Annotated in this window: 22 protein-coding genes; 12 read left to right on the forward strand and 10 right to left on the reverse strand. The window is 71.7% G+C overall.

Going from position 1 to position 20,877, the window contains the following annotated elements:
• Positions 1-38 precede the first annotated feature (38 nt).
• From ACWDN5_RS04095 to ACWDN5_RS04125, 7 genes are all read left to right on the forward strand, one after another.
• Positions 39-860: an ABC transporter ATP-binding protein gene (locus tag ACWDN5_RS04095; RefSeq protein ID WP_310974744.1), complete on the forward strand. Its 822-nt coding sequence runs from the start codon at positions 39-41 to the stop codon at positions 858-860.
• Between the two features lie 55 nt (positions 861-915).
• Positions 916-1,695 carry an enoyl-CoA hydratase/isomerase family protein gene (locus ACWDN5_RS04100; RefSeq protein WP_449674334.1) on the forward strand — a complete coding sequence of 260 codons (780 nt, stop codon included), beginning with the start codon at positions 916-918 and terminating at the stop codon, positions 1,693-1,695.
• Positions 1,696-1,699: 4 nt separating this feature from the next.
• Positions 1,700-2,665 carry a class I SAM-dependent methyltransferase gene (locus ACWDN5_RS04105; RefSeq protein WP_091306148.1) on the forward strand — a complete coding sequence of 322 codons (966 nt, stop codon included), beginning with the start codon at positions 1,700-1,702 and terminating at the stop codon, positions 2,663-2,665.
• Between the two features lies 1 nt (position 2,666).
• On the forward strand, positions 2,667-3,833 hold the full coding sequence (locus tag ACWDN5_RS04110; protein WP_449674336.1) for a THUMP-like domain-containing protein: 1,167 nt from the start codon (positions 2,667-2,669) through the stop codon (positions 3,831-3,833).
• A 37-nt stretch (positions 3,834-3,870) separates the two neighbouring features.
• Positions 3,871-4,635, forward strand: coding sequence for an HAD family acid phosphatase (locus ACWDN5_RS04115; protein ID WP_449674338.1), 765 nt, complete (start codon positions 3,871-3,873; stop codon positions 4,633-4,635).
• A gap of 64 nt (positions 4,636-4,699) precedes the next feature.
• Complete coding sequence (locus tag ACWDN5_RS04120; RefSeq protein ID WP_449674340.1) at positions 4,700-5,077, forward strand: DUF427 domain-containing protein; 378 nt, start codon at positions 4,700-4,702, stop codon at positions 5,075-5,077.
• 16 nt (positions 5,078-5,093) lie between these two features.
• Complete coding sequence (locus ACWDN5_RS04125; protein ID WP_449674466.1) at positions 5,094-5,924, forward strand: LysR family transcriptional regulator; 831 nt, start codon at positions 5,094-5,096, stop codon at positions 5,922-5,924.
• 1 nt (position 5,925) lies between these two features.
• On the opposite strand, the gene ACWDN5_RS04130 is transcribed toward ACWDN5_RS04125, so the two are convergent.
• Both ACWDN5_RS04130 and ACWDN5_RS04135 read right to left on the reverse strand, forming a co-directional pair.
• On the reverse strand, positions 5,926-6,891 hold the full coding sequence (locus ACWDN5_RS04130) for a chitinase (RefSeq protein WP_310974738.1): 966 nt from the start codon (positions 6,889-6,891) through the stop codon (positions 5,926-5,928).
• Positions 6,892-6,991: 100 nt separating this feature from the next.
• A complete protein-coding gene (locus ACWDN5_RS04135) occupies positions 6,992-7,666 on the reverse strand; it encodes a DUF2306 domain-containing protein (RefSeq protein ID WP_449674342.1) in 675 nt (224 codons plus the stop codon).
• A gap of 133 nt (positions 7,667-7,799) precedes the next feature.
• On the opposite strand from ACWDN5_RS04135, the gene ACWDN5_RS04140 reads away from it, so the two are divergent.
• Entirely contained in the window at positions 7,800-8,687 is an 888-nt protein-coding gene (locus ACWDN5_RS04140; RefSeq protein WP_449674344.1) for a TetR/AcrR family transcriptional regulator C-terminal domain-containing protein, read from the forward strand.
• Positions 8,688-8,697: 10 nt separating this feature from the next.
• The gene (locus tag ACWDN5_RS04145) at positions 8,698-9,216 is read left to right on the forward strand and encodes a GNAT family N-acetyltransferase (RefSeq protein WP_449674345.1); all 519 of its coding nucleotides are present in this window, start codon (positions 8,698-8,700) and stop codon (positions 9,214-9,216) included.
• Positions 9,217-9,223: 7 nt separating this feature from the next.
• Here ACWDN5_RS04145 and ACWDN5_RS04150 read toward each other — a convergent pair whose 3' ends face one another.
• The 4 genes from ACWDN5_RS04150 to ACWDN5_RS04165 are packed head-to-tail and all read right to left on the reverse strand — an operon-like array spanning position 9,224 to position 12,522.
• Positions 9,224-10,660 (reverse strand): FAD-dependent monooxygenase, encoded by a 1,437-nt coding sequence (locus ACWDN5_RS04150; RefSeq protein ID WP_449674347.1) that lies wholly within the window; start codon positions 10,658-10,660, stop codon positions 9,224-9,226.
• A 10-nt stretch (positions 10,661-10,670) separates the two neighbouring features.
• Entirely contained in the window at positions 10,671-11,243 is a 573-nt protein-coding gene (locus tag ACWDN5_RS04155; RefSeq protein WP_449674349.1) for a PadR family transcriptional regulator, read from the reverse strand.
• Positions 11,244-11,284: 41 nt separating this feature from the next.
• Entirely contained in the window at positions 11,285-11,713 is a 429-nt protein-coding gene (locus tag ACWDN5_RS04160) for a MarR family winged helix-turn-helix transcriptional regulator (protein WP_310974732.1), read from the reverse strand.
• A gap of 41 nt (positions 11,714-11,754) precedes the next feature.
• Complete coding sequence (locus ACWDN5_RS04165) at positions 11,755-12,522, reverse strand: maleylpyruvate isomerase family mycothiol-dependent enzyme (RefSeq protein ID WP_449674351.1); 768 nt, start codon at positions 12,520-12,522, stop codon at positions 11,755-11,757.
• Between the two features lie 117 nt (positions 12,523-12,639).
• Here ACWDN5_RS04165 and ACWDN5_RS04170 point away from each other — a divergent pair, with 117 nt between their 5' ends.
• A complete protein-coding gene (locus ACWDN5_RS04170; RefSeq protein ID WP_310974730.1) occupies positions 12,640-13,800 on the forward strand; it encodes an MFS transporter in 1,161 nt (386 codons plus the stop codon).
• A gap of 253 nt (positions 13,801-14,053) precedes the next feature.
• Here ACWDN5_RS04170 and rox read toward each other — a convergent pair whose 3' ends face one another.
• The 3 genes from rox to ACWDN5_RS04185 all read right to left on the reverse strand — a co-directional run bounded on the left by rox (position 14,054) and on the right by ACWDN5_RS04185 (position 17,835).
• Entirely contained in the window at positions 14,054-15,496 is a 1,443-nt protein-coding gene (gene rox / locus ACWDN5_RS04175; RefSeq protein WP_449674353.1) for a rifampin monooxygenase, read from the reverse strand.
• Positions 15,497-15,700: 204 nt separating this feature from the next.
• Entirely contained in the window at positions 15,701-16,795 is a 1,095-nt protein-coding gene (locus ACWDN5_RS04180; protein WP_449674467.1) for a C40 family peptidase, read from the reverse strand.
• A 77-nt stretch (positions 16,796-16,872) separates the two neighbouring features.
• Positions 16,873-17,835, reverse strand: a complete 963-nt coding sequence (locus ACWDN5_RS04185) for a nucleoside hydrolase (protein ID WP_310974728.1) — start codon at positions 17,833-17,835, stop codon at positions 16,873-16,875.
• Positions 17,836-17,887: 52 nt separating this feature from the next.
• Here ACWDN5_RS04185 and ACWDN5_RS04190 point away from each other — a divergent pair, with 52 nt between their 5' ends.
• Both ACWDN5_RS04190 and ACWDN5_RS04195 read left to right on the forward strand, forming a co-directional pair.
• Positions 17,888-18,643, forward strand: a complete 756-nt coding sequence (locus ACWDN5_RS04190) for an acyltransferase (protein ID WP_003058890.1) — start codon at positions 17,888-17,890, stop codon at positions 18,641-18,643.
• Positions 18,644-18,902: 259 nt separating this feature from the next.
• Complete coding sequence (locus ACWDN5_RS04195) at positions 18,903-20,303, forward strand: alpha/beta fold hydrolase (protein WP_449674355.1); 1,401 nt, start codon at positions 18,903-18,905, stop codon at positions 20,301-20,303.
• 1 nt (position 20,304) lies between these two features.
• Here the strand turns inward: ACWDN5_RS04195 and ACWDN5_RS04200 are convergent, their stop codons facing one another.
• The gene (locus ACWDN5_RS04200; RefSeq protein ID WP_449674357.1) at positions 20,305-20,874 is read right to left on the reverse strand and encodes an NADAR family protein; all 570 of its coding nucleotides are present in this window, start codon (positions 20,872-20,874) and stop codon (positions 20,305-20,307) included.
• Positions 20,875-20,877 lie beyond the last annotated feature (3 nt).

Here is a 20,877-nt window from a genome sequence, read left to right on the forward strand (position 1 = left end):
CCCGGGCGGGTGCGCACGCGCGCGCGACGGCAGACAGAATGGGCCTCGTGAGCGAGCCGATCCAGCCCAGCGAACTTGACGACCTCGTGGTCCGGATGGCCGGTGTCGGCGTCCGCCGGGGGACCAACGACCTCCTCGCCGGCCTCGACTGGACCGTCGAACTGGACGAGCGCTGGGTGGTGCTCGGCCCGAACGGCGCGGGCAAGACCACCCTGCTGCGCCTGGCCGCGGCCGAGCTGCACCCGACCACCGGCGAGGTCGACCTGCTCGGCGAGCGGATCGGCCGGGTCAACATCTTCGACCTGCGCCCCCGCATCGGCTTCACCTCGGCCGCCATCGCCCAGCGCGTGCCGGGCGACGAGCTGGTCAAGGACGTCGTGGTCAGCGCCGGTTACGCGGTGCTCGGCCGCTGGCGTGAGGAGTACGACACCCTCGACACCGCGCGCGCGACCGAGCTCCTCGACGCGATGGGCATCGGGCACCTGGCCGAGCGCACCTTCGGGACGCTGTCCGAGGGCGAGCGCAAGCGGGCCCTGATCGCCCGGTCGCTGATGACCGACCCGGAGATGCTGCTGCTCGACGAGCCCGCCGCCGGTCTCGACCTGGGCGGCCGGGAGGACCTGGTCGCGCGGCTGTCCGACCTGGCCCTCGACCCGGACGCGCCCGCGCTCGTGCTGGTCACCCACCACGTCGAGGAGATCCCGCCGGGCTTCACCCACGCGCTGCTGCTGCGTGACGGCCACGCGGTCGTGTCCGGCCTGGTCGACGACGTCATCACCAGCGAGAACCTGTCGAAGACGTTCGACCAGGACCTCGTGCTCGAACGCTCCGGGGATCGCTTCTTCGCCCGCCGTCGCTAAGCTGACGCTTACCGGCCGGTAGCCTGCTGGCAGTCCGTCAACGAGGAGGAGTGGCGTGGGAGAGTTCGTAACCCTCGAGGTGAAGGACGGGGTCGGCACGATCCGGCTCGACCGGCCGCCGGTCAACGCCCTGAACGCCCAGGTCACCGCCGAGCTCGCCGAGCTGGCGAAGGAGGCCACCGAGCGCGACGACGTCCGCGCGGTCATCCTCTACGGCGGCGAGAAGACCTTCGCGGGCGGCGCGGACATCAAGGAGATGGCCACTCGCACCTACCCGGAGATCGCCAAGTTCGGCGCGAACCTGACCGGCACCCTCGCGGCCATCGCGAACATCCCGAAGCCGGTCGTCGCCGCGATCACCGGGTACGCCCTCGGCGGCGGCCTCGAGCTGGCCCTGACCGCGGACTGGCGCGTCGCCGGCGACAACGTCAAGGTCGGCCAGCCCGAGATCCAGCTCGGCGTCATCCCCGGCGCGGGCGGCACTCAGCGTCTCGCCCGCCTGATCGGGCCGAGCAAGACCAAGGACATCGTCTACACCGGACGGTTCGTCAAGGCCGAAGAGGCCCTCCAGCTGGGGATCGTCGACCAGGTCGTCGCCCCGGACGACGTCTACGCGGCCGCGCACAGGTGGGCCGCGCAGTTCGCGAACGGCCCGGCCGTGGCGCTGCGCGCGGCGAAGGCGGCCATCGACGGCGGCCTCGACATGGACCTGCCGAACGCGCTCAAGCTCGAATCGCACCTGTTCGCCGCCCTCTGGGCGACCCAAGACCAACAGAACGGCATGAAGTCGTTCATCGAAAACGGGCCCGGCAAGGCCACTTTCGAAGGGAAATGACGCCTTGACCGACGTGAACGACCCGGCGCCGAACCCGCACGCCACCGCCGAAGAGGTCCAGGCGGCCTACGCCGACCCGAAGCTGGCGAACGTCCTCTACCACGACTGGGAAGCCGGCACCTACGACGAGAAGTGGTCGATCTCGTACGACGAGCGCTGCATCTCCTACGCCACCGACGTGTTCAACGCCGTCGCGGGCGAGGACGGCCAGCCCTACCAGCACGCGATGGAGCTGGGCAGCGGCACCGGCTTCTTCCTGCTGAACCTGATGCAGGGCGGCGTCGCCAAGAAGGGCTCGGTCACCGACCTCTCGCCCGGCATGGTCCAGGTCGCGCTGCGCAACGCCGAGAAACTCGGCCTCGACGTCGACGGCCGGGTCGCCGACGCCGAGCGCATCCCCTACGACGACAACACGTTCGACCTGGTGGTCGGGCACGCGGTGCTGCACCACATCCCGGACGTCCAGGCGGCGTTCCGCGAGGTGCTGCGCGTGCTCAAGCCGGGCGGCCGGTTCGTCTTCGCCGGCGAGCCGACCAAGGTCGGCGACTTCTACGCCCGCAAGCTCGGCCAGTTCACCTGGTTCCTGACGACGCGGGTGACGAAGCTGCCCGCGCTGCGCGGCTGGCGCCGTCCGCAGTCCGAACTGGACGAGTCGTCGCGCGCCGCCGCGCTGGAGGCCGTGGTCGACATCCACACCTTCGACCCGTCGGAGCTGGAGTCGTGGGCGCGCGGCGCCGGCGCCCAGGACGTCCGCGCGGTCACCGAGGAGTTCGCCGCCGCCCTCGCCGGCTGGCCGATCCGGACGTTCGAGGCCGCGGTGCCGTCGGAGAAGCTCACCGTGCGCTGGCGGCTGTTCGCCTACCACCTGTGGCTGCGGCTGTCCGCCGTGGACAAGAAGGTGCTGTCGAAGATCCTGCCGCGGGAGCTGTTCTACAACGTGATGATCACCGGGACCAAGCGGCCGTCCTGAGTTGGGTTATTCGTTCAGCCTCGGTGACGTCGCCTACCTGCGTTCCGGCGCGGGGGTGGCGGCGCTCGCCGAGGTTTCGGCGCTGCCGCTGACCGACCCGATCGCGTCGGTGGCGGCCGTCCGCCGTCTCGTCGGCGAGGAGCGCGCGGCCGCCGTCCTGGAAACCGTGCTGCTGCGGCGGAAAGCCGTCGGCAAACTGTCCGGTGTGGACTGGATGTTCACCTCCGACGCGCTCCAGCAGGCGAGCGCGTCGGTCGTGGCGCGGCACCGGGCTCTGCGGCTGGCCGGTCTCGACGTCCACGACGTCACGTGCTCGGTGGGAGCGGACCTCGTCGAAATCGCCCGGGTGGCGCGGCGCGCGCTCGGGTCCGATGTGGACTCGGTGCGGCTGGAGATGGCCCGCCACAACGGATCCGCCGCGGGGGTCGCGTTCGGCCTCGTCCGTGCCGACGCGCTGCGCCCGGTGAGCCGCTCCGGGGTCGTCGTCGCCGATCCGGCGCGGCGCGACTCCGCCGGGCGCCGGGCGTGGAAACCCGCCGACTTCGCCCCGCCGCTGGACGGCCTGGTCGAGGCCTACCCGGGACGTCCGCTGGCGATCAAGTGCGCGCCCGGCCTCGACTTCACGCTCACGCCGTGGGCGGAGGAGGTCGAACTGGTGTCCCTGGACGGCCAGGTGCGCGAGTCCTGCCTCTGGCGCGGCCTGAGTACGGGTGTCACCCGCCGGGCGACCGTGCTGCGCTCGGACGGGACACAATGGACGGTCACCGATGCCGAACCGGACGAACTGCCCGCGCGCGAGCCGGGGGAGTGGATCGTCGACCCCGACGGCGCCGTCGTCCGTGCCGGGCTGGTCCGCCACTACGCGGCGCGGCACGGGTTGTGGCAGCTGGACGAACGCATCGCTTACCTGACCGGTGACACGCCGCCGCCGGGCGTGCGGGCTTTTCGCGTCCTGGAGCAGGGGGCGTACAGCGAGAAGACGCTGAAGGCGGTGCTCAAGCGGCACGACGTCGGGCGGCTGGAAATCCTGGTCCGCGGACTCGACGTCGACCCGGACGCGTTGCGGCGCCGACTGAAGCCGCGCGGGGAAGCGGAAGCTTCGGTGGTTTTGACGCGGATCGGCCGCGCGCCGGTGGCTTTTGTGTGCCGGGCCGAGCGAGTGACGTAGGTTCCCCCGGTCGTCAAGTTCCACTGGAGGATTCGCCGTGTCCGGAAAATGGTCAAACCTCGTCAAGCTCGCCGCCGCCGCGGCCATCGGCGCCACCGTCGCCTCGGGAGCCACCGCGCTGGCCGGCTCGGACGAATCGACCGCCGCGCGCTCGAAGGAGCCGGCCAACATCGGCCAGGTCAAGCTGGACGTCAAGGCGTACTACGGCGACTACGTCGATGCCGCCGGCAAGCACCACTACTCCGACACCAGCCGGTTCGTGAAGGACACCGACCGGGTCGTCTCGGACGCGAAGCGCTTCCTGCAGCAGTCGCTGGGCCGGGTGAAGAACCCGGCGATCGTGCTCGACGTCGACGACACCTCCGAGGTCACCTACGGCTGGGAGGCCGACAACGACTTCGGCTTCGACCCGGTCAAGCAGCAGCAGGCCATCGACAACGGCACGTTCGTCGCCAACAAGCCGGTGCTGGAGCTGGCCAACTGGGCGGCGCAGCGCGGCGTCGAGGTCTACTTCCTGACCGGCCGCAACGAGTTCCAGGGCCCGCAGTCGCTGAAGAACCTGGCCAACGAGGGTTTCCCGGCCCCGGCGGGTGCGTTCTTCAAGCCGAAGACGACCGCGCCGGACTACCTGCCGTGCGGGCTGACCTGCACCACCGTCCAGTACAAGTCGGGGACGCGGGCGCACATCGAGGCGACCGGCGCGAAGATCGTCCTCAACCTCGGCGACCAGTTCAGCGATCTCGAAGGCGGCCACGCGCTGCGCCCGGTCAAGCTGCCGAACCCGATGTACTACCTGCCCTGATCGCGGAATAACCGCCGGGCCCGGTGTGCTGCTCCCAGTACACGGAACATCCCAGGGAGCTGACATGGCGAAGAAGGTTCTGCAGCCGGGCCCGGACCACCCGATCACCGTCGAGCCGACCAAGGCCCGCGTGGTGGTCAAGGCGGGCGGGCGCGTCGTCGCGGACAGCCGCAACGCGTTCACCCTGCAGGAATCCACCTACCCGGCGGTCCAGTACATCCCGCTGGCGGACGTCGACGCGGGCGTGCTGGAGCGGACCACCCACGAGACGTACTGCCCGTACAAGGGCGAGGCGAGCTACTACTCGCTCAAGGCGGGCGACGTGCAGGCCGAGAACGCGGTCTGGACGTACGAGAAGCCCTACGACGCGGTCGCGCCGATCAAGGACCACGTCGCGTTCTACCCGAACGTCGTGGATTCGATCGAGCTGGTCGAGGACTGAGCTGGACCTCGACCTGCTGCGCACGTTCCTGGCCGTCCACCGGGCCGGCTCGCTGACCGGCGCGGCACCGTCACTGGGCCTGTCCCAGCCGACGGTGACCGCGCAGGTCAGAGCCCTGGAGGAGCAGCTCGGCCGGCAACTGTTCGTCCGCCGCGCGCGCGGTGTCACCCCGACGTCGGCGGCCGACGAACTGGCCGCCCGGATCGCCCCGCACGTCGACGCCCTGGCTTCGGTGACCGTCGGGGAGGCCGACCCCTTCGCCACGCCGGTGCACCTGGCCGGACCCGCCGAGCTGACGACCGAGCGGGTCCTGCCCGCACTGGCGGACCTGGTCGCCCGCGGCCTCCGGCTGCGGGTCACCTTCGGCTTGGCCGACGACCTCCTGGCCGGGCTCGCGCAGCGGCGCTTCGACCTGGTGGTCTCGACGATCCGCCCGCGCGGCCGCGCCTTCACGGCCACTCCGCTGACCGACGAGGAGTTCGTCCTGGTCGGCCCCCGCGGCTTCACCGGCGACCCCCGGACGGCGCCGCTGGTGGCCTACGCCGAGGACCTGCCGATCATCCGCCGCTACTGGCGTTCGGTGCTGGGCGCGCGTCCGGCGGCGGCCCCGGCGGTCGTCGTCCCGGACCTGCGCGGCGTCCTGGCCTGCGTGCGGGCGGGCTTCGGCGTCAGCGTGCTGCCGCGGTACCTCTGCGCGGCCGAGCTGGCGTCGGGGGACCTGGTCGCGCTGCTGGAGCCGGAGGAGCCGCCGATCAACACGCTCTTCGCGGTCACCCGGACCGAGCCCTGCCGGGCGGGGCCCGCGGCGGTGCGGGACGCACTGCGCGCGGACGCCGCCCGGTGGTGACTCAGCCGGTGTAGCCGGCGAAGATCTTCGCGAACTCGTACTTCGACTGCGGCACGTTGGTGCACTTGTACAGCGCGCCGGTGCACGCGTTGGCGTCCCGGCCCTGCTCCCAGAACGACAGCATGCCCAGGTGGACCGTCTTCGCGAAGGCCACCAGCGCCTTCGCGTCCTTCTGGTAGAAGATCTCGTTCTGCGAGTCGTTGACGCCGATCATCGGGGTGACGCCGACCTTCTTCCACGCTGCCGCGTCACTCAGCCCGTACAGCGATTTGAGCTGGGCCTGGGTCGCCTTGGCCGCCGAGATGGCCTTCGCGCCCTGGTCGCCGGCGCCCTGGTAGTAGTCCATCGCCATGATGTTGACCAGATCCAGGTTCACCCCGGCGTTCTTGGCGGCCTTGACGACGTTGAGGCCGTCCGCGGTGAGGCCGTTGGGCAGCACCGGCAGGGTCAGCGAAATCTTCAGCCCGGGGTTGTTGTCCTGGAGGGTCTTCAGGGCCTGGGAGCGGCGGGCGATCGACGTCGGATCCGCGACGGCCGCGCCTTCGATGTCGAAGTCGGCGTACTTGAGGCCGTAGGCCTTGACGACGGCGTCGTACTCGGCCGCAACCTGCGCGGCCGTGCTGCAGGCCTGGGCCAGTTCGATGCCGGACGCGCCGCCGAAGGAGATCTTGACGTCGCCGCCCGCGGTGCGGATCTTGGCGATCTCCTCCTTCTGCCACGCCGTGCGCGGGTCGTAGGCGCCGAACCAGCTGGCCTTGCAGCCGTAGGAGTTGACGAACGCGAGCGTGAAGCCCTTGACGCCGCTCGCGGCCGACATCGCCGACAGGCTGGGTGTCGGCCACGCACCCATGTCGACATAGGGACCGACCGGGATCGGCGAGCCGGCCGCGGCGCCGGCCGGGGTGGCGACCGCGGAACTCAGCAGGGCGGCACCGGCCAGGGCGGTCAGCAGGGACTTCAGGCGCATGGGAAACCTCCACGGCTGGAAGCGCGGCGGCGGAAAGCTGTCCCCATTGGTATAGACCATTTACCGTGGTGTGGACCATCGGCTGATCGGGCTACCCCGGTCACGCTGCGCGACGCCGTCCCCGGCCGAGCCACCATTCGGCGGCCAGCAGCGGGAGCACCCAGCCGGTCCACGTCGTGATCCCGGCGATCGCCTGGCCCAGGGCGACTTCGCTGCCGCCGAAGGTCGTGTCCAGCTGCGGCGTGAGCACGATGGCCCAGACCACGCCCCAGATCCGGTTGCTGATGATCGACATGCAGAGCGCGAAGCTGCGGATCATCCAGCGGCGGTGCTCGCCGAACCGGCGCGCCCGCGCCATCCGGTAACCCTGCACGGTGCAGCCGAACCAGAGCGCCGCGAGCAGCACGTTCGACACGGCTCCGACCGGCCCGAACGGCGCCGCGAGCGCGATCACGAACCCGGCGATCGACGCCGGGATCGCGCCGGCGAAGACGTAGACGCGCCCGGTGCGGCGGTGCACCGCCGGGTGCTTCTGCCGCACCCACGGCCAGATCTGCAGCGCGCAGGTCACCATGGCGACGGTCGCGAACCCGATGTGCGTGACCAGCACCGGGTAGTACCAGGCGGTCGGGGCCGGGATCCGCGACCGCGCGGGGTTGAGCCCGAGGTAGGGCGGCAGCGAAAAGACCAGGAACGCGGTGACCAGCAGGCCCAGCGGGAACACCCACGGGCGGCGCACCCACGGCTTCGGGCGGCGGACTTCGGTCGTCGTCATGCTTCCCCCTTTGTACGGTGTTTTCGCACCGTATTCAGCGGTCTTCAAAACGGGCAATCTTCGGCGCCGACATTGGGGGAGTACCCTGAAAGTGTTCTAGGTCCTGTTGGCAACTGTTCTAGTACGGAGTTCCGTGACCGAGGCGCCCTACCTCCGGATCGCGGCGGAGCTGCGCCGCCGGATCACCGCGGGCGAGCTGCGGCCGGGCGAGCGCGTCCCGTCGACCCGGGCCCTGGTCCGCGAGTGGGGGGTCGCGATGGCGACGGCGGCGAAGGCGTTGTCCGCGCTGGGCGAGCAGGGCTGGGTGCGCGCGGTCCCGGGCAGCGGCACGGTCGTCGCCGACCGGACGCCGGTCAAGCCGCCGCTGGGCCGGGACGCGCTGGTGCGTACTGCCATCGACCTGGCCGACGCCGAAGGATTGGCGGCGCTGTCGATGCGGCGGCTGGCGGCCGGGCTGGGTGTCGGCCCGATGGCGTTGTACCGGCACGTGCCGGACAAGGAGGAGCTGCTCCGGCTGATGGCCGACGTCGCACTCGGGGAGGCGGAGCTGCCGGAGCCGGGCCCGGCGTCGTGGCGGCCGCGTCTCGAACTCGCCGCCCGCGCGCAGTGGCGCGCGTACCGCCGTCACCCGTGGCTGGCCCCGATCCTGCTCAACTCCCTGGTGCGCCCGCCGGTCCTGGCGGCGGGCCTGCGCCTGGTCGACTGGTCGCTGCGAGCGCTGGCCGGAACCGGCTTGAAGCGGCGGGTGAAGCTGCAGGTGATCATGACGCTCAACGGCTGGGTCGGCGGCCTGGCCGTGAGCAACGCGTTCGAGATCCAGGCGGAGCAGGACACGGGCATCACGGGCGACCAGCGCCTGGAAGCGGACATGGCGCTCCTGACGCGGTTCCTCGACTCGGGCCGGTTCCCGACGCTGACCGAGGTGATGACCGGCGTCGAGGACGTCGGCCTCGACGAGGCGTTCGAGTTCGGCTTGCGGCGCCAGCTCGACGGGATCGCCGTGCTGCTGGGCGAACACTAGACTGGCGGCGGTGCTGATCACGACGGAGAGGCTCACGCTGCACGCGTGGTCCGAAGAGTTCTTCGACGACTTGTTCGCGCTGGCCCAGCTGCCCGAGACGGTCCGCTACGTGGGGACGGGCGAGCCGTGGAGCCACGAGTACACGCTGGCCAAACACCGCGCGACGTTGGCGCACTGGGCCTCGCACGGCTTCGGCTGGTTCGCGGTCTCGGCGTCCCCCGGATCGTTCGACGGAGTGGTGTCGCTGGTGTGCCGCGACGCGACGGAGTCGGGGCTCGGCCTGCCGGCGGTGGAGATGGGCTGGTGGATAGCGCCGTCGGGCTGGGGCCGCGGGTATGCGACGGAAGCGACTGCGGCGGTGCGGGACAAGGCGTTCGAGGCGGGCTGGGCGGATCGGCTGCTGGCGGTGTACGAGCCGGTGAACAAGCCCTCGGCCCGGGTGGTCGAAAAGCTGGGGTTTTCGGTGCACAGCAAGTTCGTGCTCGACGGACGGGTGGAGCAGCGGGCGGTCCTGGACCGCCCGCGCTGAGCCCCGGTCAGACGGCCGCCGGCACTGGTCCCACCCACCGGTGCACCGCTTCCGCCAGCCCGGCATCGCCCTCGCCGGAGGTACCCACCCAGGCGACGTGCCCGTCCGGCCGCAGCAACAGCGCCTCGATGTCCGAAGTGGACGGACTTGCCGCAGCGACCACCTCCACCGCGGCGGACCAGGCCGCGAACGACCCCGTCAGGTCCAGCAGCACCGGCCGCCCGGCGTGCAGCAACGCCGACAACTGCGTGTCCACTCCCGAAACCCGCAGCGGCACGTCCGGAGCCAGCCGCCCCAGCCACGGGTGCCCGCCCGGCTCGTAGCACGCGTCCAGCCCCGTGATGATCTCCGCCAGCGCGCGGTTCCCCGCCGGGTGCACGGCCACGCGCCGCAACAAGTCCGCCCACGGCTCCTCGCCGGCTTCCTCCAGGGCCACCTGTGCCCGTGTGTTCGCGAGGATCCGCTCGCCCGCCGCGTGCCGCTCGGCGTGGTAGGTGTCGAGCAGGTCCTCCGGTGCGGTCCCGTGCACCGTCGCGGCCAGCTTCCAGCCGAGGTTGAAGGCGTCGTCGAGCGCGACGTTCACGCCGATCGCCCCGGCCGGCGGGTGGATGTGGGCCGCGTCGCCCGCCAGGAGCACCCGGCCTTCGCGGTACTGCGACGCCAGGCGGGCCGCGTCGCCGAACCGGCTCAGCCAGCGGGGTGCGCTCAGCTCGACGTGCCGGCCGAGGACCGCGTCCACCTGCGCCTGCAACCGCTCCAGCGTCACCGGCGTGTCCTTGTCCGACGGCGGGTCGTCCTCCCGGACCACGATCCGGACGTACCCCGGCCGCGGGATCACGAACACGCTCCGCCCGTCCGGGCCCACCGAAGGACCGTACGGCAGGTCGCATTCGACGTCGCCGAGCAGCGCGTACCAGCGGGCGTCCACGCCGGGGAAGCCGATGCCGGCTTGCTTGCGCACCGTGCTGCGGCCGCCGTCGCAGCCGACGAGGAAGCGCGCGTGGATCGTCCGGCCGAAGCGTCCATTGTGGACCACCGTGGCGACGCCGTCCGCGGACTGGGTGAACGAGCGCACGTCGTGGCCGCGCAGGATTTCGGCGCCCAGTTCGAGGGCCCGGGCCTCCAGGACCTCTTCGACGCGCGTCTGCGGGATGCCCAGCGAGAACGGGTGGTCGGTCGCCGTGCCGTCGAGCAGCAGCGGCCCGGGCAGACCGGTGGCCGGCGCGTGCGGCACCCGGTGTCCCTCGGCCACCAGGCTTTCGGCGAGGCCGCGGCGGTGCAGCAGGTCCAGCGCCCGCGCGTTCAGGTTGAAGCCGCGGCAGTACGGCGGCCGCTCCGGCCGGCGTTCGACGATCGTGGTGCGGACGCCGGCCAGCGCCAGTTCCGCGGCGAGCAGCAGTCCGGCCGGACCGGCGCCGGCGATGAGGACATCGGGATCGGACACGGTTTTCCCCTCAGAAGTGTTCGGGCCACGGCAGCGAGCCGGACCGGATTTCGGCCGCCGTGCGGCGGGCCCAGTCGAGCTCGGCCTGCCAGGCGTGCCGGACGAACTCGACCTCGATCATGAACAGCCGCGGTGCGCCCTTGCCGACCGTTTCGGCCAGCGCGGTCTCCGCGCCCTCGATGCGTTCGGCGAGGTGGCGGGCGCGTTCCTCCAGTGCGTCGGCGGCGCGCTCCGGGCCCAGCGCGCCGAGGTAGCTCACCGCCGCGACGAACTTCGGGTACTCCGCGACCGGCTCGCGGACCAGCTCGTCGAGCCAGGCGATGAACTCCTGGCGCCCGAGTTCCGTGTGCGCGTAGACGGTCCGCTCCGGCCGGTTGCCCTCCCGGACCGTCTCGACGGGCTCGATCCAGCGGTGCTTCGCCAGCGACTCCACGGTGTCGTAGAGCGAACCCGGGTTGATCTTGAACGTCGAGCCCTTGGAGCGCTCGCGCAGCGTGGACGCCATTTCGTACGGGTGCATCGGGCGTTCCAGCAGCAGGCCGAGCAGGGCCAGCGCGAGGGTGTTGCGGATCTTGCGTGGCACTAGTCGCTCCCTATTAGTCGGAACCGACTATACGGCTGTCGTCAAGTCAGGTTGCCGACGCAGGTGCGCAGGAGGTCGGCCAGGTAGCGCCGCTGGTCGGCCGACAGGTCGCCGAGCATCTGGAGTTCGACCTGCGTGATGAGGTCTTCGGCGGCCGCGAGCTGGGTGCGCCCTTGCGGGGTCAGCGTCACCGGGCGGGCCCGGCCGGTGCTCGCCTGCTCGGCGACGGTGACCAGACCGGCCGACCGCAGGCCACCCAGGACGTCCCGCAGCGACTGCCGGGTGACGAAGGTGATCCGGGCGAGCTCCGCCGACGACGCGCCGGGGTGGTCGTCGAGCGCGCGCAGCACGGCGTACTGCGACATCGACAGGCCCAGCGGGCGCAGCCGGTCGGTGCAGGCCTGGTGCAGGGCCTGCTGGGCGCGTTTGAGCAGGTAGCCGGGCCGGTCGCCGGTCGAGGGTTCGCTCATGACAGGAACCTTACGCGTCTGTAAGGACCCTGACACGGTGGCTAGAAGCGCGTGTGGTCCAGCCAGTGATGGAACAGTGTCGCGTCACCCGACACGGTGAGCCGCGGGTCGTCCGCGGCGATGCGCCGGGTCAGCGCGAGCAGCAGGTCGGCCGCGCGGCCCTCGACGACGACGTCGGCCTCGGTTCCCTCGGCCACTTCCACCCCCGCCGGCGTCCGCCGGACGAGCCAGCCGAGGTGGGGCTCGGTGGAGCGGAACAGCAGCGTCTCGCCGGCGCCCTGCAGCGACGTCCGGTCCAGCGCCGGGTGCGGCTGACGCGCGAAGACGGCCACGAGTCCGAGGCCCTCGGAGATGCCGTCCGCGGCGAGGTCGGCGTCGACGTCGTACGGCCTGCCTGTCGCCAAGGCGGCGTCCGCGCGGTGGACGACCGTCTCGTGGGTCAGCCGCCGCGTCCAGAACCCGGCGCGCCGATCGGGGGTCCACGTCGACGTCGGGGTCTCGGCACCGACCTCGGCCACGGCGGCGACGAGCCGTTCCGCGCCGTCGTGCAGCCAGCCGCCGAGGGCCTCGAACGTCGGCGGGTCGTCGATCGTGACGGCCTCGAACGGCACGTAACCCGTGGGCCGGGTCGCGATGATGGCGGCGGACTTGTGGTAGGCGACCCCGACGTGGCAGGCCAGGTCCCGCAGTGTCCACTCCGGACACGTCGGGACCCGCGTGTCGGGTGCGGCGCCCGCGATCGCCGTCCCGAACCGGTCCGCTTCGGCGACGAGGGCGCCGGCCAGCCGGTCGTGGCTCAAGGTTTGCACCCCGCCACGGTAGACCGGGCGACGGCGGCCGTGGGGTCATGATCGGCTGCCCCGAAGACGACCTCCCCGGACCTGGACAGCGGTCTCGGTGCGGGTCAAGATCCGTAGGGTGGCGGGGTGACTGGGGAATTGAAACGCGCCCGGCTCGGGGTTTCCGTCGTGTTCGCGGTGTGCGGCGCCGCGTTCGCGACCTGGCTGGCCCGGGTGCCCGCGGTGCAGGGACGGCTCGGGCTGAGCACCGGCGAGCTGGCGACCGGCCTGTTCGGCCTCGCCGCCGGATCGGTACTCGCGCTGCTGGGCGCGGGCGCACTGCTCACCCGGATCGGCAGCCGCGCGGCCGTCGTGCTCGGCGCGGTGGTGCTGTGCGCGGGGCTGCCGCTGGTCGCGCTCGCGTGGTCGGCGCCGGTGTTCTTCGCCGCGCTGGTCGTGCTCGGCGTGGGCAACAGCCTGCTCGACGTCGCGATGAACGCTCACGCGGCCCGCGTCGAGGAGGGTTACGGCCGCCCGATCTTCGCGGGCTTCCACGCTTTCTGGAACATCGGCGGCCTGGCGGGTTCGGGCGTCGACGCGCTGATGGAGGCCCTGCACGTCCCGGTGACGGTGCACTTCCCGGTCGCCGGCGCGGTGTTGCTCGCGCTCGCGCTGTGGGCGGCCCGCACCCGGTTCCTCGCCGGCGCCGACCGCGGCCAGGGCGACGCGGCCTTCGCGTGGCCGAGCCGGGCACTGGTGCCGCTGGGCGTGATCGCGTTCTGCGGGTTCGTCGCCGAAGGGGCGGTCAACAGCTGGAGCGCGGTGTACCTGGCCGATGTCACCGGCGCAACGCCCGCGCTCGCCTCCCTCGGTTATTTCGCGTTCTCGGGAACGATGATCGCGGTCCGGCTGATCGCCGACCGCGTGGTGGCACGCACGGGCCCGGTCCGCTTCGTCCGGGTAGCGGCCGCGATCGCGGTGCTGGGCTTCGCCGTGGTCCTCGCGGCGCCGTGGCCGATCGCGGTGGTGTCCGGCTTCGCGGTCGTCGGGCTCGGCGTGGCCGGAATCGTGCCGATCGCGTGGAGCGTGGCGAGCCGCAAGCAGGCGGACGCGCCGGCCCGGGCGGTCGCCGCCGTCGCGGCCTGCGGGTACGTGGGCTTCCTTGTGGAGCCGGCCCTGGTGGGCGCACTTGCGACGAGTGTCGGCCTGCACTGGGCCCTGTCGTCGGCGGTCGCGGTCACCTTGGGGATCGTCTTCCTGGCGCCTTCGCTGCGGGAACCGACGTTCACGCGGGCCGGTCCGGCCTAGGCTCGCGAGGTGGAAAGGCCCTCTCGATCGACCGGGTACGGGGGCCGCCCGCCACGGACGATCGGATCACCGTCCGGGCGTTGGGCTTGTTGACGGGCGGCGACGAGCACGAAGAAGTACTCGCCACCGCCCGCGCGCCGAGGGGTAAACGTGCTGGTCATCCCACTGTCGGCACCCTTGGTCGTTTTGAGGACAACGTCGCCGTCGGCTCACACCGGCCGATCCGGCCCGTCTCGACGCCGTCCACGAGGCCTCACCGCAGCGGTGAGCCGAACCAGCGGGCGAGGTGGTCGTCGAGGTCCCGTTGGTCGTCGCCGATCCAGGCGATGTGACCGTCGGGACGCAGCAGGACGCCCGGAACGTCGAGGGCCGCGGTGGGGTCCGCGAGGTGGTCGACCCGGTCCGCCCAGCCGCCGGCGGTGAGACGTTCGGTGCGGTCCAGCAACAGCCCGCGGCCGCCGCGCAGCCGGTCGTAGAGGCGGCCCTGCTTGACGTCGATGTCGCGCAGCCGCCGGCCGAGCAGGTCGGGGCCCTCGCCGAAGTCGTAGCGGATGTCGATCGCGGCGATCTTCCCGATCAGGTGGCGGTTGACCACGTCGAAGTCCATCAGCTCGGCGAGCAGCCGGCGCACGGCCTGCGGCCCCGCTCCGGGGGAGGTCAGTTCCATCTGGGCCCGCGTGTTGTCGAGGACCGCCTCGGCGACCGGCTGCCGTTCGGTCTGGTAGGTGTCCAGCAGCGGCTCCGGCGCCCAGCCGCGGACCCGCGCGGCCAGTTTCCAGCCGAGGTTGAAAGCGTCCTGGATGCCGAGGTTCAGGCCCTGCCCGCCGGTGGGCGGGTGGATGTGCGCGGCGTCGCCGGCCAGCAGCACCCGCCCGGCCCGGTACCGCTCGGCGAGCCGGGTGGCGTCGCCGAATCGCGACAACCAGCGCGGGGAGTGCACGCCGAAGTCGGTGCCGGCGACGGCCCGGAGCTGTTGCCGGAAATCGTCCAGGGTGGGTTTGGCCGCCCGATCGGCCACGCCCGCGGCGGGGACGACGACGCTGTAGACGCCTTCGCCGAAGGGCCGGAGCCAGAACCGCTTGTGGATCTCGCCGACCTCGGCCACCTTGGCGGCGATCTCCGCCGGCGGCGCGCTCACCGCCATTTCGCCCATCAGCGTCTCGGTCCGCGAAGGCTCGCCGGGGAAGCCGATGCCGCTCAGCTTGCGCACCGTGCTGCGCCCGCCGTCACAGCCGACGAGGTAGCGCGCCCGGAGCCGTTCGCCGTCGGCGAGCTCGACGGTCACGCCGTCGTCGTCTTGCCGGAAATCGACCACGGCCGCGCCGTGCCGGACCTCGGCGCCGAGGTCGATCGCGTGTTCTTCGAGGATCCGAACGATCACCGGCTGCGGGATGCCCAGCAGATAGGCGTGCGCCGAGTCGAGGTCCTGCGGCGCGGGCTTCGGGATGGCGGCGAAGAACCCGCCGGCCGGCCGCTGCCGCCCGTGTTCGAGGAGGCGGTCCAGCAGGCCGCGCATGGCCATCAGTTCGAGACTGCGGACGTGCAGCCCGACGATGCGGACGAACGACGCGGGTTCGGTGTCTTGTTCCAGGACGAGGACGCGCACGTCGTGCAGCCGCAGTTCGGCGGCCAGCGTCGCGCCGGTCGGCCCGCAGCCGGCGATGATCACGTCGAACGGAGGGGGCGAAGAGTCCATGGTGGTGCCTTTCGGGAGTGCCTCGGTCCGGCGCTCCCGGCGACACCTACGTCAATCGCCCGGCCGTGACTGGAGGGGGAGCACCCACATCGATCCAGCGTTCATGGGTCTCACCTCCTCGGGCGGTGTCACGGTCCCCGGCAAGCTACAAGCCCGGCCGTCACCCCGTCCAATCCTTTTGTCGCCTGCGCGACCACGCCCTGGTCAGGCCGTCGGCCGGCCCGCCCCCGCGTAGTCGTCGCCGTCCCGGCGGTAGGAGTGGACCTGGACCGCCTGGCCGGTCTGCGGCGCGTCGATCATCTGCTGGTTGCCGATGTAGAGACCGACGTGGTGGATCTTCGTCGCCGGCTCGCCGTAGAAGATGAGGTCGCCCAGCTGCGGGTCGGTCACGTGCGGCACGCTGCGGAACTGCGTGTCGGCCGTGCGCATCAGCTTGATGCCCGCGCTCCCGTACGCCGCGGTCGTCAGGCCCGAGCAGTCGAAGCCGGGGTCGCTGCCGCCGGTGCCGTTGCCGCCCCAGATGTACGGGAGGCCGATCTTGTCGATCGCGAAGTTGACCGCGCTCAGCACCGCCGGGTTCGGCGGCGTCGTGCCCTGGCCGACCGTGCCGTAGACGTTGACCGTGGCCAGTGTCCGGTGCAGGAACAGCGGCGCCGCCTGCAGCGTGCTGACCGAGTTCCACCACGTCTGGCCCTGGGACAGGTCGTGGCCGTCGGCGCACAGCGCGCGGCCCGTGGTCAGCGCCGCGTCGTCGATATTTTGGACATCGGGTTTCCCGCCGGACGCGCTCGCCTGGTACTTGCCCCAGACCGCCGGGGCGAGCTGCATCGGCCCGGCGGCGTTCGCCGTCGAGACGACCTTGTTGTAGAAGTCGCGCACCTCGATCGTGCCCAGCGGCTTGTCCAGGACCCCGGTTGTGCCGAACTGCCCACCTTGGACCCGGCCGTGATCCGTGGTCACTTTTCCGACCGCGGCCAGCGTGACCCAGGAAAGGTGACACCCGGGGAGGTCTTTGCTCAGCTTCGTCGTCGCCTTCGCGTAGCCGACCATCGCGCGCAGCGGGACGTCGAGCCACTGGCTGGTCTTGGACGCCCAGGCATCGAACTCGCTCGCTTCGGGCACCTTCGGCGGCGTCGAGGTCTGCGGTGGCGTGGTCGCCGGCGGCTTGGACGTCGTCGGCTTGGCGGACGTCGTCGACGCCGTCGCGGCGGCGTTCGTGGTCTCCTGCTGCTGGGGCGCGAGCAGGATGCCGGCCACCAGGGCGCCCGCGACGACGACCACCGCCGCGATCACGACCACGGGCTTCCGCCGGCGAGGCCGGGGCGCGTCTTCCTCGGTCTCGGTGCCGGCCGGGACGACCTCGGGCTCCTCGTCGCTCACCGGGCCGCTCCCGTGAGCCGGTCGAGGACGAACCCGCGCAGGCCGTCGAGGTCGGTGTCCATCGCGACCTCGATCGGGCGGCCGGGGGAGAACTGCGGATCGTCTTCGCCGAGCCGTCGCCGATCGACCAGGGTCTGGCCGCGTGCCGGCCCGAGGCCGCAGTCGACGTCGACCCGGTAGGTCTCGGTGTGCAGGATGCCCGGCGAAATCGCCTCGGCGACCGCGACCGCGTCGTGCATGACCATCCGGTCCTCGCCGAACACGCGCGTGTAGTGCTGCCGGTAGGTCGACGTCAGCCCTTCGAGGGTGGCGCCGACGGACCCCGACGACGCGAGCTTCGCCAGCCATTCGCCGTCGACGGCGCAGCGGTGCGTGAGGTCCAACGGGACCAGCACGACCGGGACGTCCTCCTCGACCAGCACCCGCCGGGCCGCCTCCGGGTCGCTCCAGATGTTGAACTCGGCCGCGGTCGTGCTGTTGCCGAACGTCACGCCACCACCCATGATCACCAGCCGCGCGATCTTCGCCGCCGCGCCCGGGTGGGCCGCGAGCAGCGCGGCGATGTTCGTCAGCGGCCCGATCGGGGCGATGGTCACCGGCCCGTCGGCGGCTTCGAGCAGGTCGAGCATCAGCCGGACGGCGTCGCGCTCCTCCAGCGGACGGCTCGCCTCGGGCAGCGTGTAGGAGTGGCCCGACAGGCCGTCGCCGCCGTGGACCTCTTTCGCGTCACGCGGCTTGGAGTGGACGAGCGGCCGTGCCGCCCCGGCGGCGACGGGCACGTCGTCGCGGCCGAACAGCGCCAGCAGCCGGCGCGCGTTCGACGTCGTGCGGTCGAGGGGGACGTTGCCGAAAACCGACGTCACACCGAGGAGGTCGACGTCCGGGGACAGCGCCGCCAGCGCGATCGCCAGCGCGTCGTCGACGCCGGGGTCGGTGTCGATGATCAGCTTCGTGCCCATCCAGCTCCCCTTGCCTGCGAACCCGTCCCGCACACAGGTTACGGTCACGGGCATGACGTCGATGTGGGGTGCGCCCGCGCTGTCGCGGGTGCGGGCCTGGCGCCGTGCCCGGCAGGACCCGCGGCAGGCGAAGTTCCTGACCGCCGACTCGCTGCGCTGGGTGCTGCGCAACCGCGCCTACACGCCGTGGTACCTGGTCCGGTACTACCGGCTGCTCAAGTTCCGGCTCGCCAACCCGCACATCATCCTGCGGGGGATGCTCTTCCTCGGGAAGGACGTCGAGATCCACTGCCGCCCGGGCTACGGGCGCCTGGAGATCGGCCGCTGGGTCCACATCGGCGACGGCAACGCCATCCGCTGCCACGAGGGCTCGCTGCGGATCGGCGACAAGTCGGTGTTCGGCCGCCAGAACGTGATCAACTGCTACCTCGACATCGAGCTCGGCGCGGCCACGCTGGTCGCCGACTGGGTGTACATCTGTGATTTCGATCACGTCATTTCGGACATCCACGTGCCGATCAAGGACCAGGGCATCGTGAAGTCCCCGGTCCGGATCGGCCCGGACACCTGGCTCGGCACCAAGGTCAGCGTCCTGAAGGGCACCCGCATCGGCCGCGGCAGCGTGCTCGGCGCGCACGCGGTCGTCCGTGGTGACATTCCGGACTACTCGATCGCGGTCGGCGCGCCGGCCCGCGTGGTCCGTAACCGCGAAGACGACTACGCGGCCGACGCCGCCCGTCGCGAGGCCGTCGCGGACATGGCCCGGAAGGCGAACAAGGCCCTGCAGAAGACCCTCGGCGAGCAGTAGGACCTCTCGCGCCGCGTGGTCGTTTCGGCGACAACGCGGCGCCGCGGGTGGACCTCGTTCTTCGGGAGCTGCCTCGCGCCGGCCTCGCCACTTCCGCCGGGCCGTGCCAGTGCGTCGAGGGCGGCGACGCCTGTCCGCGTGGCTGACCTGCGGTTTTCCGAGTGTTCGAAAATCGGCCACGCGCGTTCCCGGCCGTTCGGCGGCCATCCTCGGCTGATCGGCCGATCTCCGCCACCCCGGACCCCGGAAGCCTGGGCTCATGTCGATCATCCGGTTCGCCGTCCCGTTGCTCGCCGCCGCGGCGCTGCTGCCCGCCGTCCCCGCGGTCGCCACCGCGGACCAGCTCTCCTGGCGGCTCTGCGTCGAGGTCGCGAACGGCTGGGACCCCGACGACCACCGCACCGAATGCACGCTGGTCCCGGTCCCGGTGGACTACGCCGACCCCGGTGGTCAGAAAATCGACATCGCCGTCAGCCGGATCCGGGCGACCGGGACCCGGACCGGCGCGGTGCTCCTCAACCCCGGCGGTCCCGGCCAGTCCGGCCTCACCATGCCCCGCAGCATCGCCGACAGCCGCGCCGGCGGTCTCGGCGTTCACCACGACCTCGTCGGGTTCGACCCGCGCGGCGTCGGCTACAGCGCCGACCTGCCCTGCCCGGTCGAGTTCCCCGAGCCGGACCCGGGCGCCGTCGACAAGGAGAAGGCCCGCGAAGCCGCAGAACGCGCCGCTGCCGTCAAGCGCCAGTGCGTCGACGCTCACCCGGCCTTCGTCCGGAATCTGACCACGCCGACGATCGCCCGCGACCTGGACCGCATCCGCGTCGCACTCGGCGAGGACAAGATCGGCTACTACGGCGTCTCGTGGGGGACCGCGCTCGGCGCGCAGTACCGGTCGCTCTTCGACGACCACGTCGACCGGATGTTGCTCGACTCCGTCATGCCGCCGGACCTGGACGTCACTGCGATGGACGACGGCCAGGCGGCCGCGGGCGAGAACACCTTCCACGACTTCTCGGCGTGGATCGCCAGGTACGACGCCATTTACCGATTCGGGACCACGGAGCCCGCCGTCGCGAAAGCGCTGCTCGGCCTGCGGGACCGGCACGGCGCGACCGTCAACGACCTGCTCGCCGGCCCCCGGCGTGACTGGGCCCGCTCGGCGAAGCAGCTCGCCGCCATCCGCGACGGCGGCCGGCCCGTCGTCGAAAAAACGACAACCGGCGGCCTGGCCTGGGACGGCGAGCCGTACGCGTTCAACCACTTCCAGCAGACGGCGCTGCTCTGCAACGAGTCACCGAGCCCCCGCGACTTCGAGACCGTCTGGCAGCACCGCCTCGACCGGATGAAACGCTTCCCGGTCGCCGGTGGCTACGGCTTCTACGAACAGTTCTGCATCGGCTGGCCCCTGGCCGCCCGGCCGTGGATGTTCGAAAAAGGGACAAGCCCGCTGCAGCTGGCCGGCCACGTCTACGAGCCGATCACCCCGATCGGCTGGGCGCTCGCGATGCAGCAGCGGATCGGGGGCGCGCTCATGACCGTCGAGGACGACATCCACGGCTCGCTGTCGTCGCTGACGTGCGCCGACGCCGTGGTCACTTTCTTCGACACGGGCACGACGACCTCGGCGTCGTGCCCGGGGGCGCCGATCCCGGCGCCGTGAGTCAGACGCGGGCCCGCAGCTGGTCGCGGACCTCCATCAGCGCGAAGCCGAGCAGGTTCAGCCCGCGCCAGTAGTCCGGCTTGGTCGCGTTCTTCTCCTCGCGCGCGAGGCCGGTGCCCCAGACGAGGTCCTTCTTGGACGCCTCGACGAGCACCGCGTCCCTGGTCCCCAGCAGGAACCGGCGCAGGTCGCGGTGTTGCCGGAATTTGGCCAGGTTGCCGTCGACGACGATGTCGAACCGGTGCCGCTCCCAGGTGGCGGCGTCGAACCCGGCGACTTCGCGGCCGAGCACCTTGGCCGTCTTCGGGTCGGGCGTCGACCGGATCAGCTCGGCCTTCTCGACATCGCCGAACAACAGCGCCTTGCCCGCCATCATGTAGTGCTCGGCGGTCGGGTAGACGACGCCGTCGGCCTCGAATGGGTCGGCCCACCACTGGCTCAGGCAGCTCGCCGTGACCCGCCCGGACTTCGAGGGCGTGTGCCCGTAGAACAGCAGGTACTCGGGCTCCGCACCCTCGTGGACTTTTTCGCGCAACGCCTCGACACTGCGGACACCGTCGACCTTCACCATCCG

The organism is Amycolatopsis sp. NPDC003731 (genome assembly GCF_053586895.1).

Coding starts and splice junctions, on each gene's coding strand:
- ACWDN5_RS04185 (WP_310974728.1), bottom strand. CDS start 17,835: ATGGGCACGAAGCTGATCATCGACACCGACCCCGGCGTCGACGACGCG.
- ACWDN5_RS04160 (WP_310974732.1), bottom strand. CDS start 11,713: ATGAGCGAACCCTCGACCGGCGACCGGCCCGGCTACCTGCTCAAACGC.
- rox (WP_449674353.1), bottom strand. CDS start 15,496: ATGGACTCTTCGCCCCCTCCGTTCGACGTGATCATCGCCGGCTGCGGG.
- ACWDN5_RS04095 (WP_310974744.1), top strand. CDS start 39: ATGGGCCTCGTGAGCGAGCCGATCCAGCCCAGCGAACTTGACGACCTC.
- ACWDN5_RS04120 (WP_449674340.1), top strand. CDS start 4,700: ATGGCGAAGAAGGTTCTGCAGCCGGGCCCGGACCACCCGATCACCGTC.
- ACWDN5_RS04130 (WP_310974738.1), bottom strand. CDS start 6,891: ATGCGCCTGAAGTCCCTGCTGACCGCCCTGGCCGGTGCCGCCCTGCTG.
- ACWDN5_RS04200 (WP_449674357.1), bottom strand. CDS start 20,874: ATGGTGAAGGTCGACGGTGTCCGCAGTGTCGAGGCGTTGCGCGAAAAA.
- ACWDN5_RS04195 (WP_449674355.1), top strand. CDS start 18,903: ATGTCGATCATCCGGTTCGCCGTCCCGTTGCTCGCCGCCGCGGCGCTG.
- ACWDN5_RS04135 (WP_449674342.1), bottom strand. CDS start 7,666: ATGACGACGACCGAAGTCCGCCGCCCGAAGCCGTGGGTGCGCCGCCCG.
- ACWDN5_RS04190 (WP_003058890.1), top strand. CDS start 17,888: ATGACGTCGATGTGGGGTGCGCCCGCGCTGTCGCGGGTGCGGGCCTGG.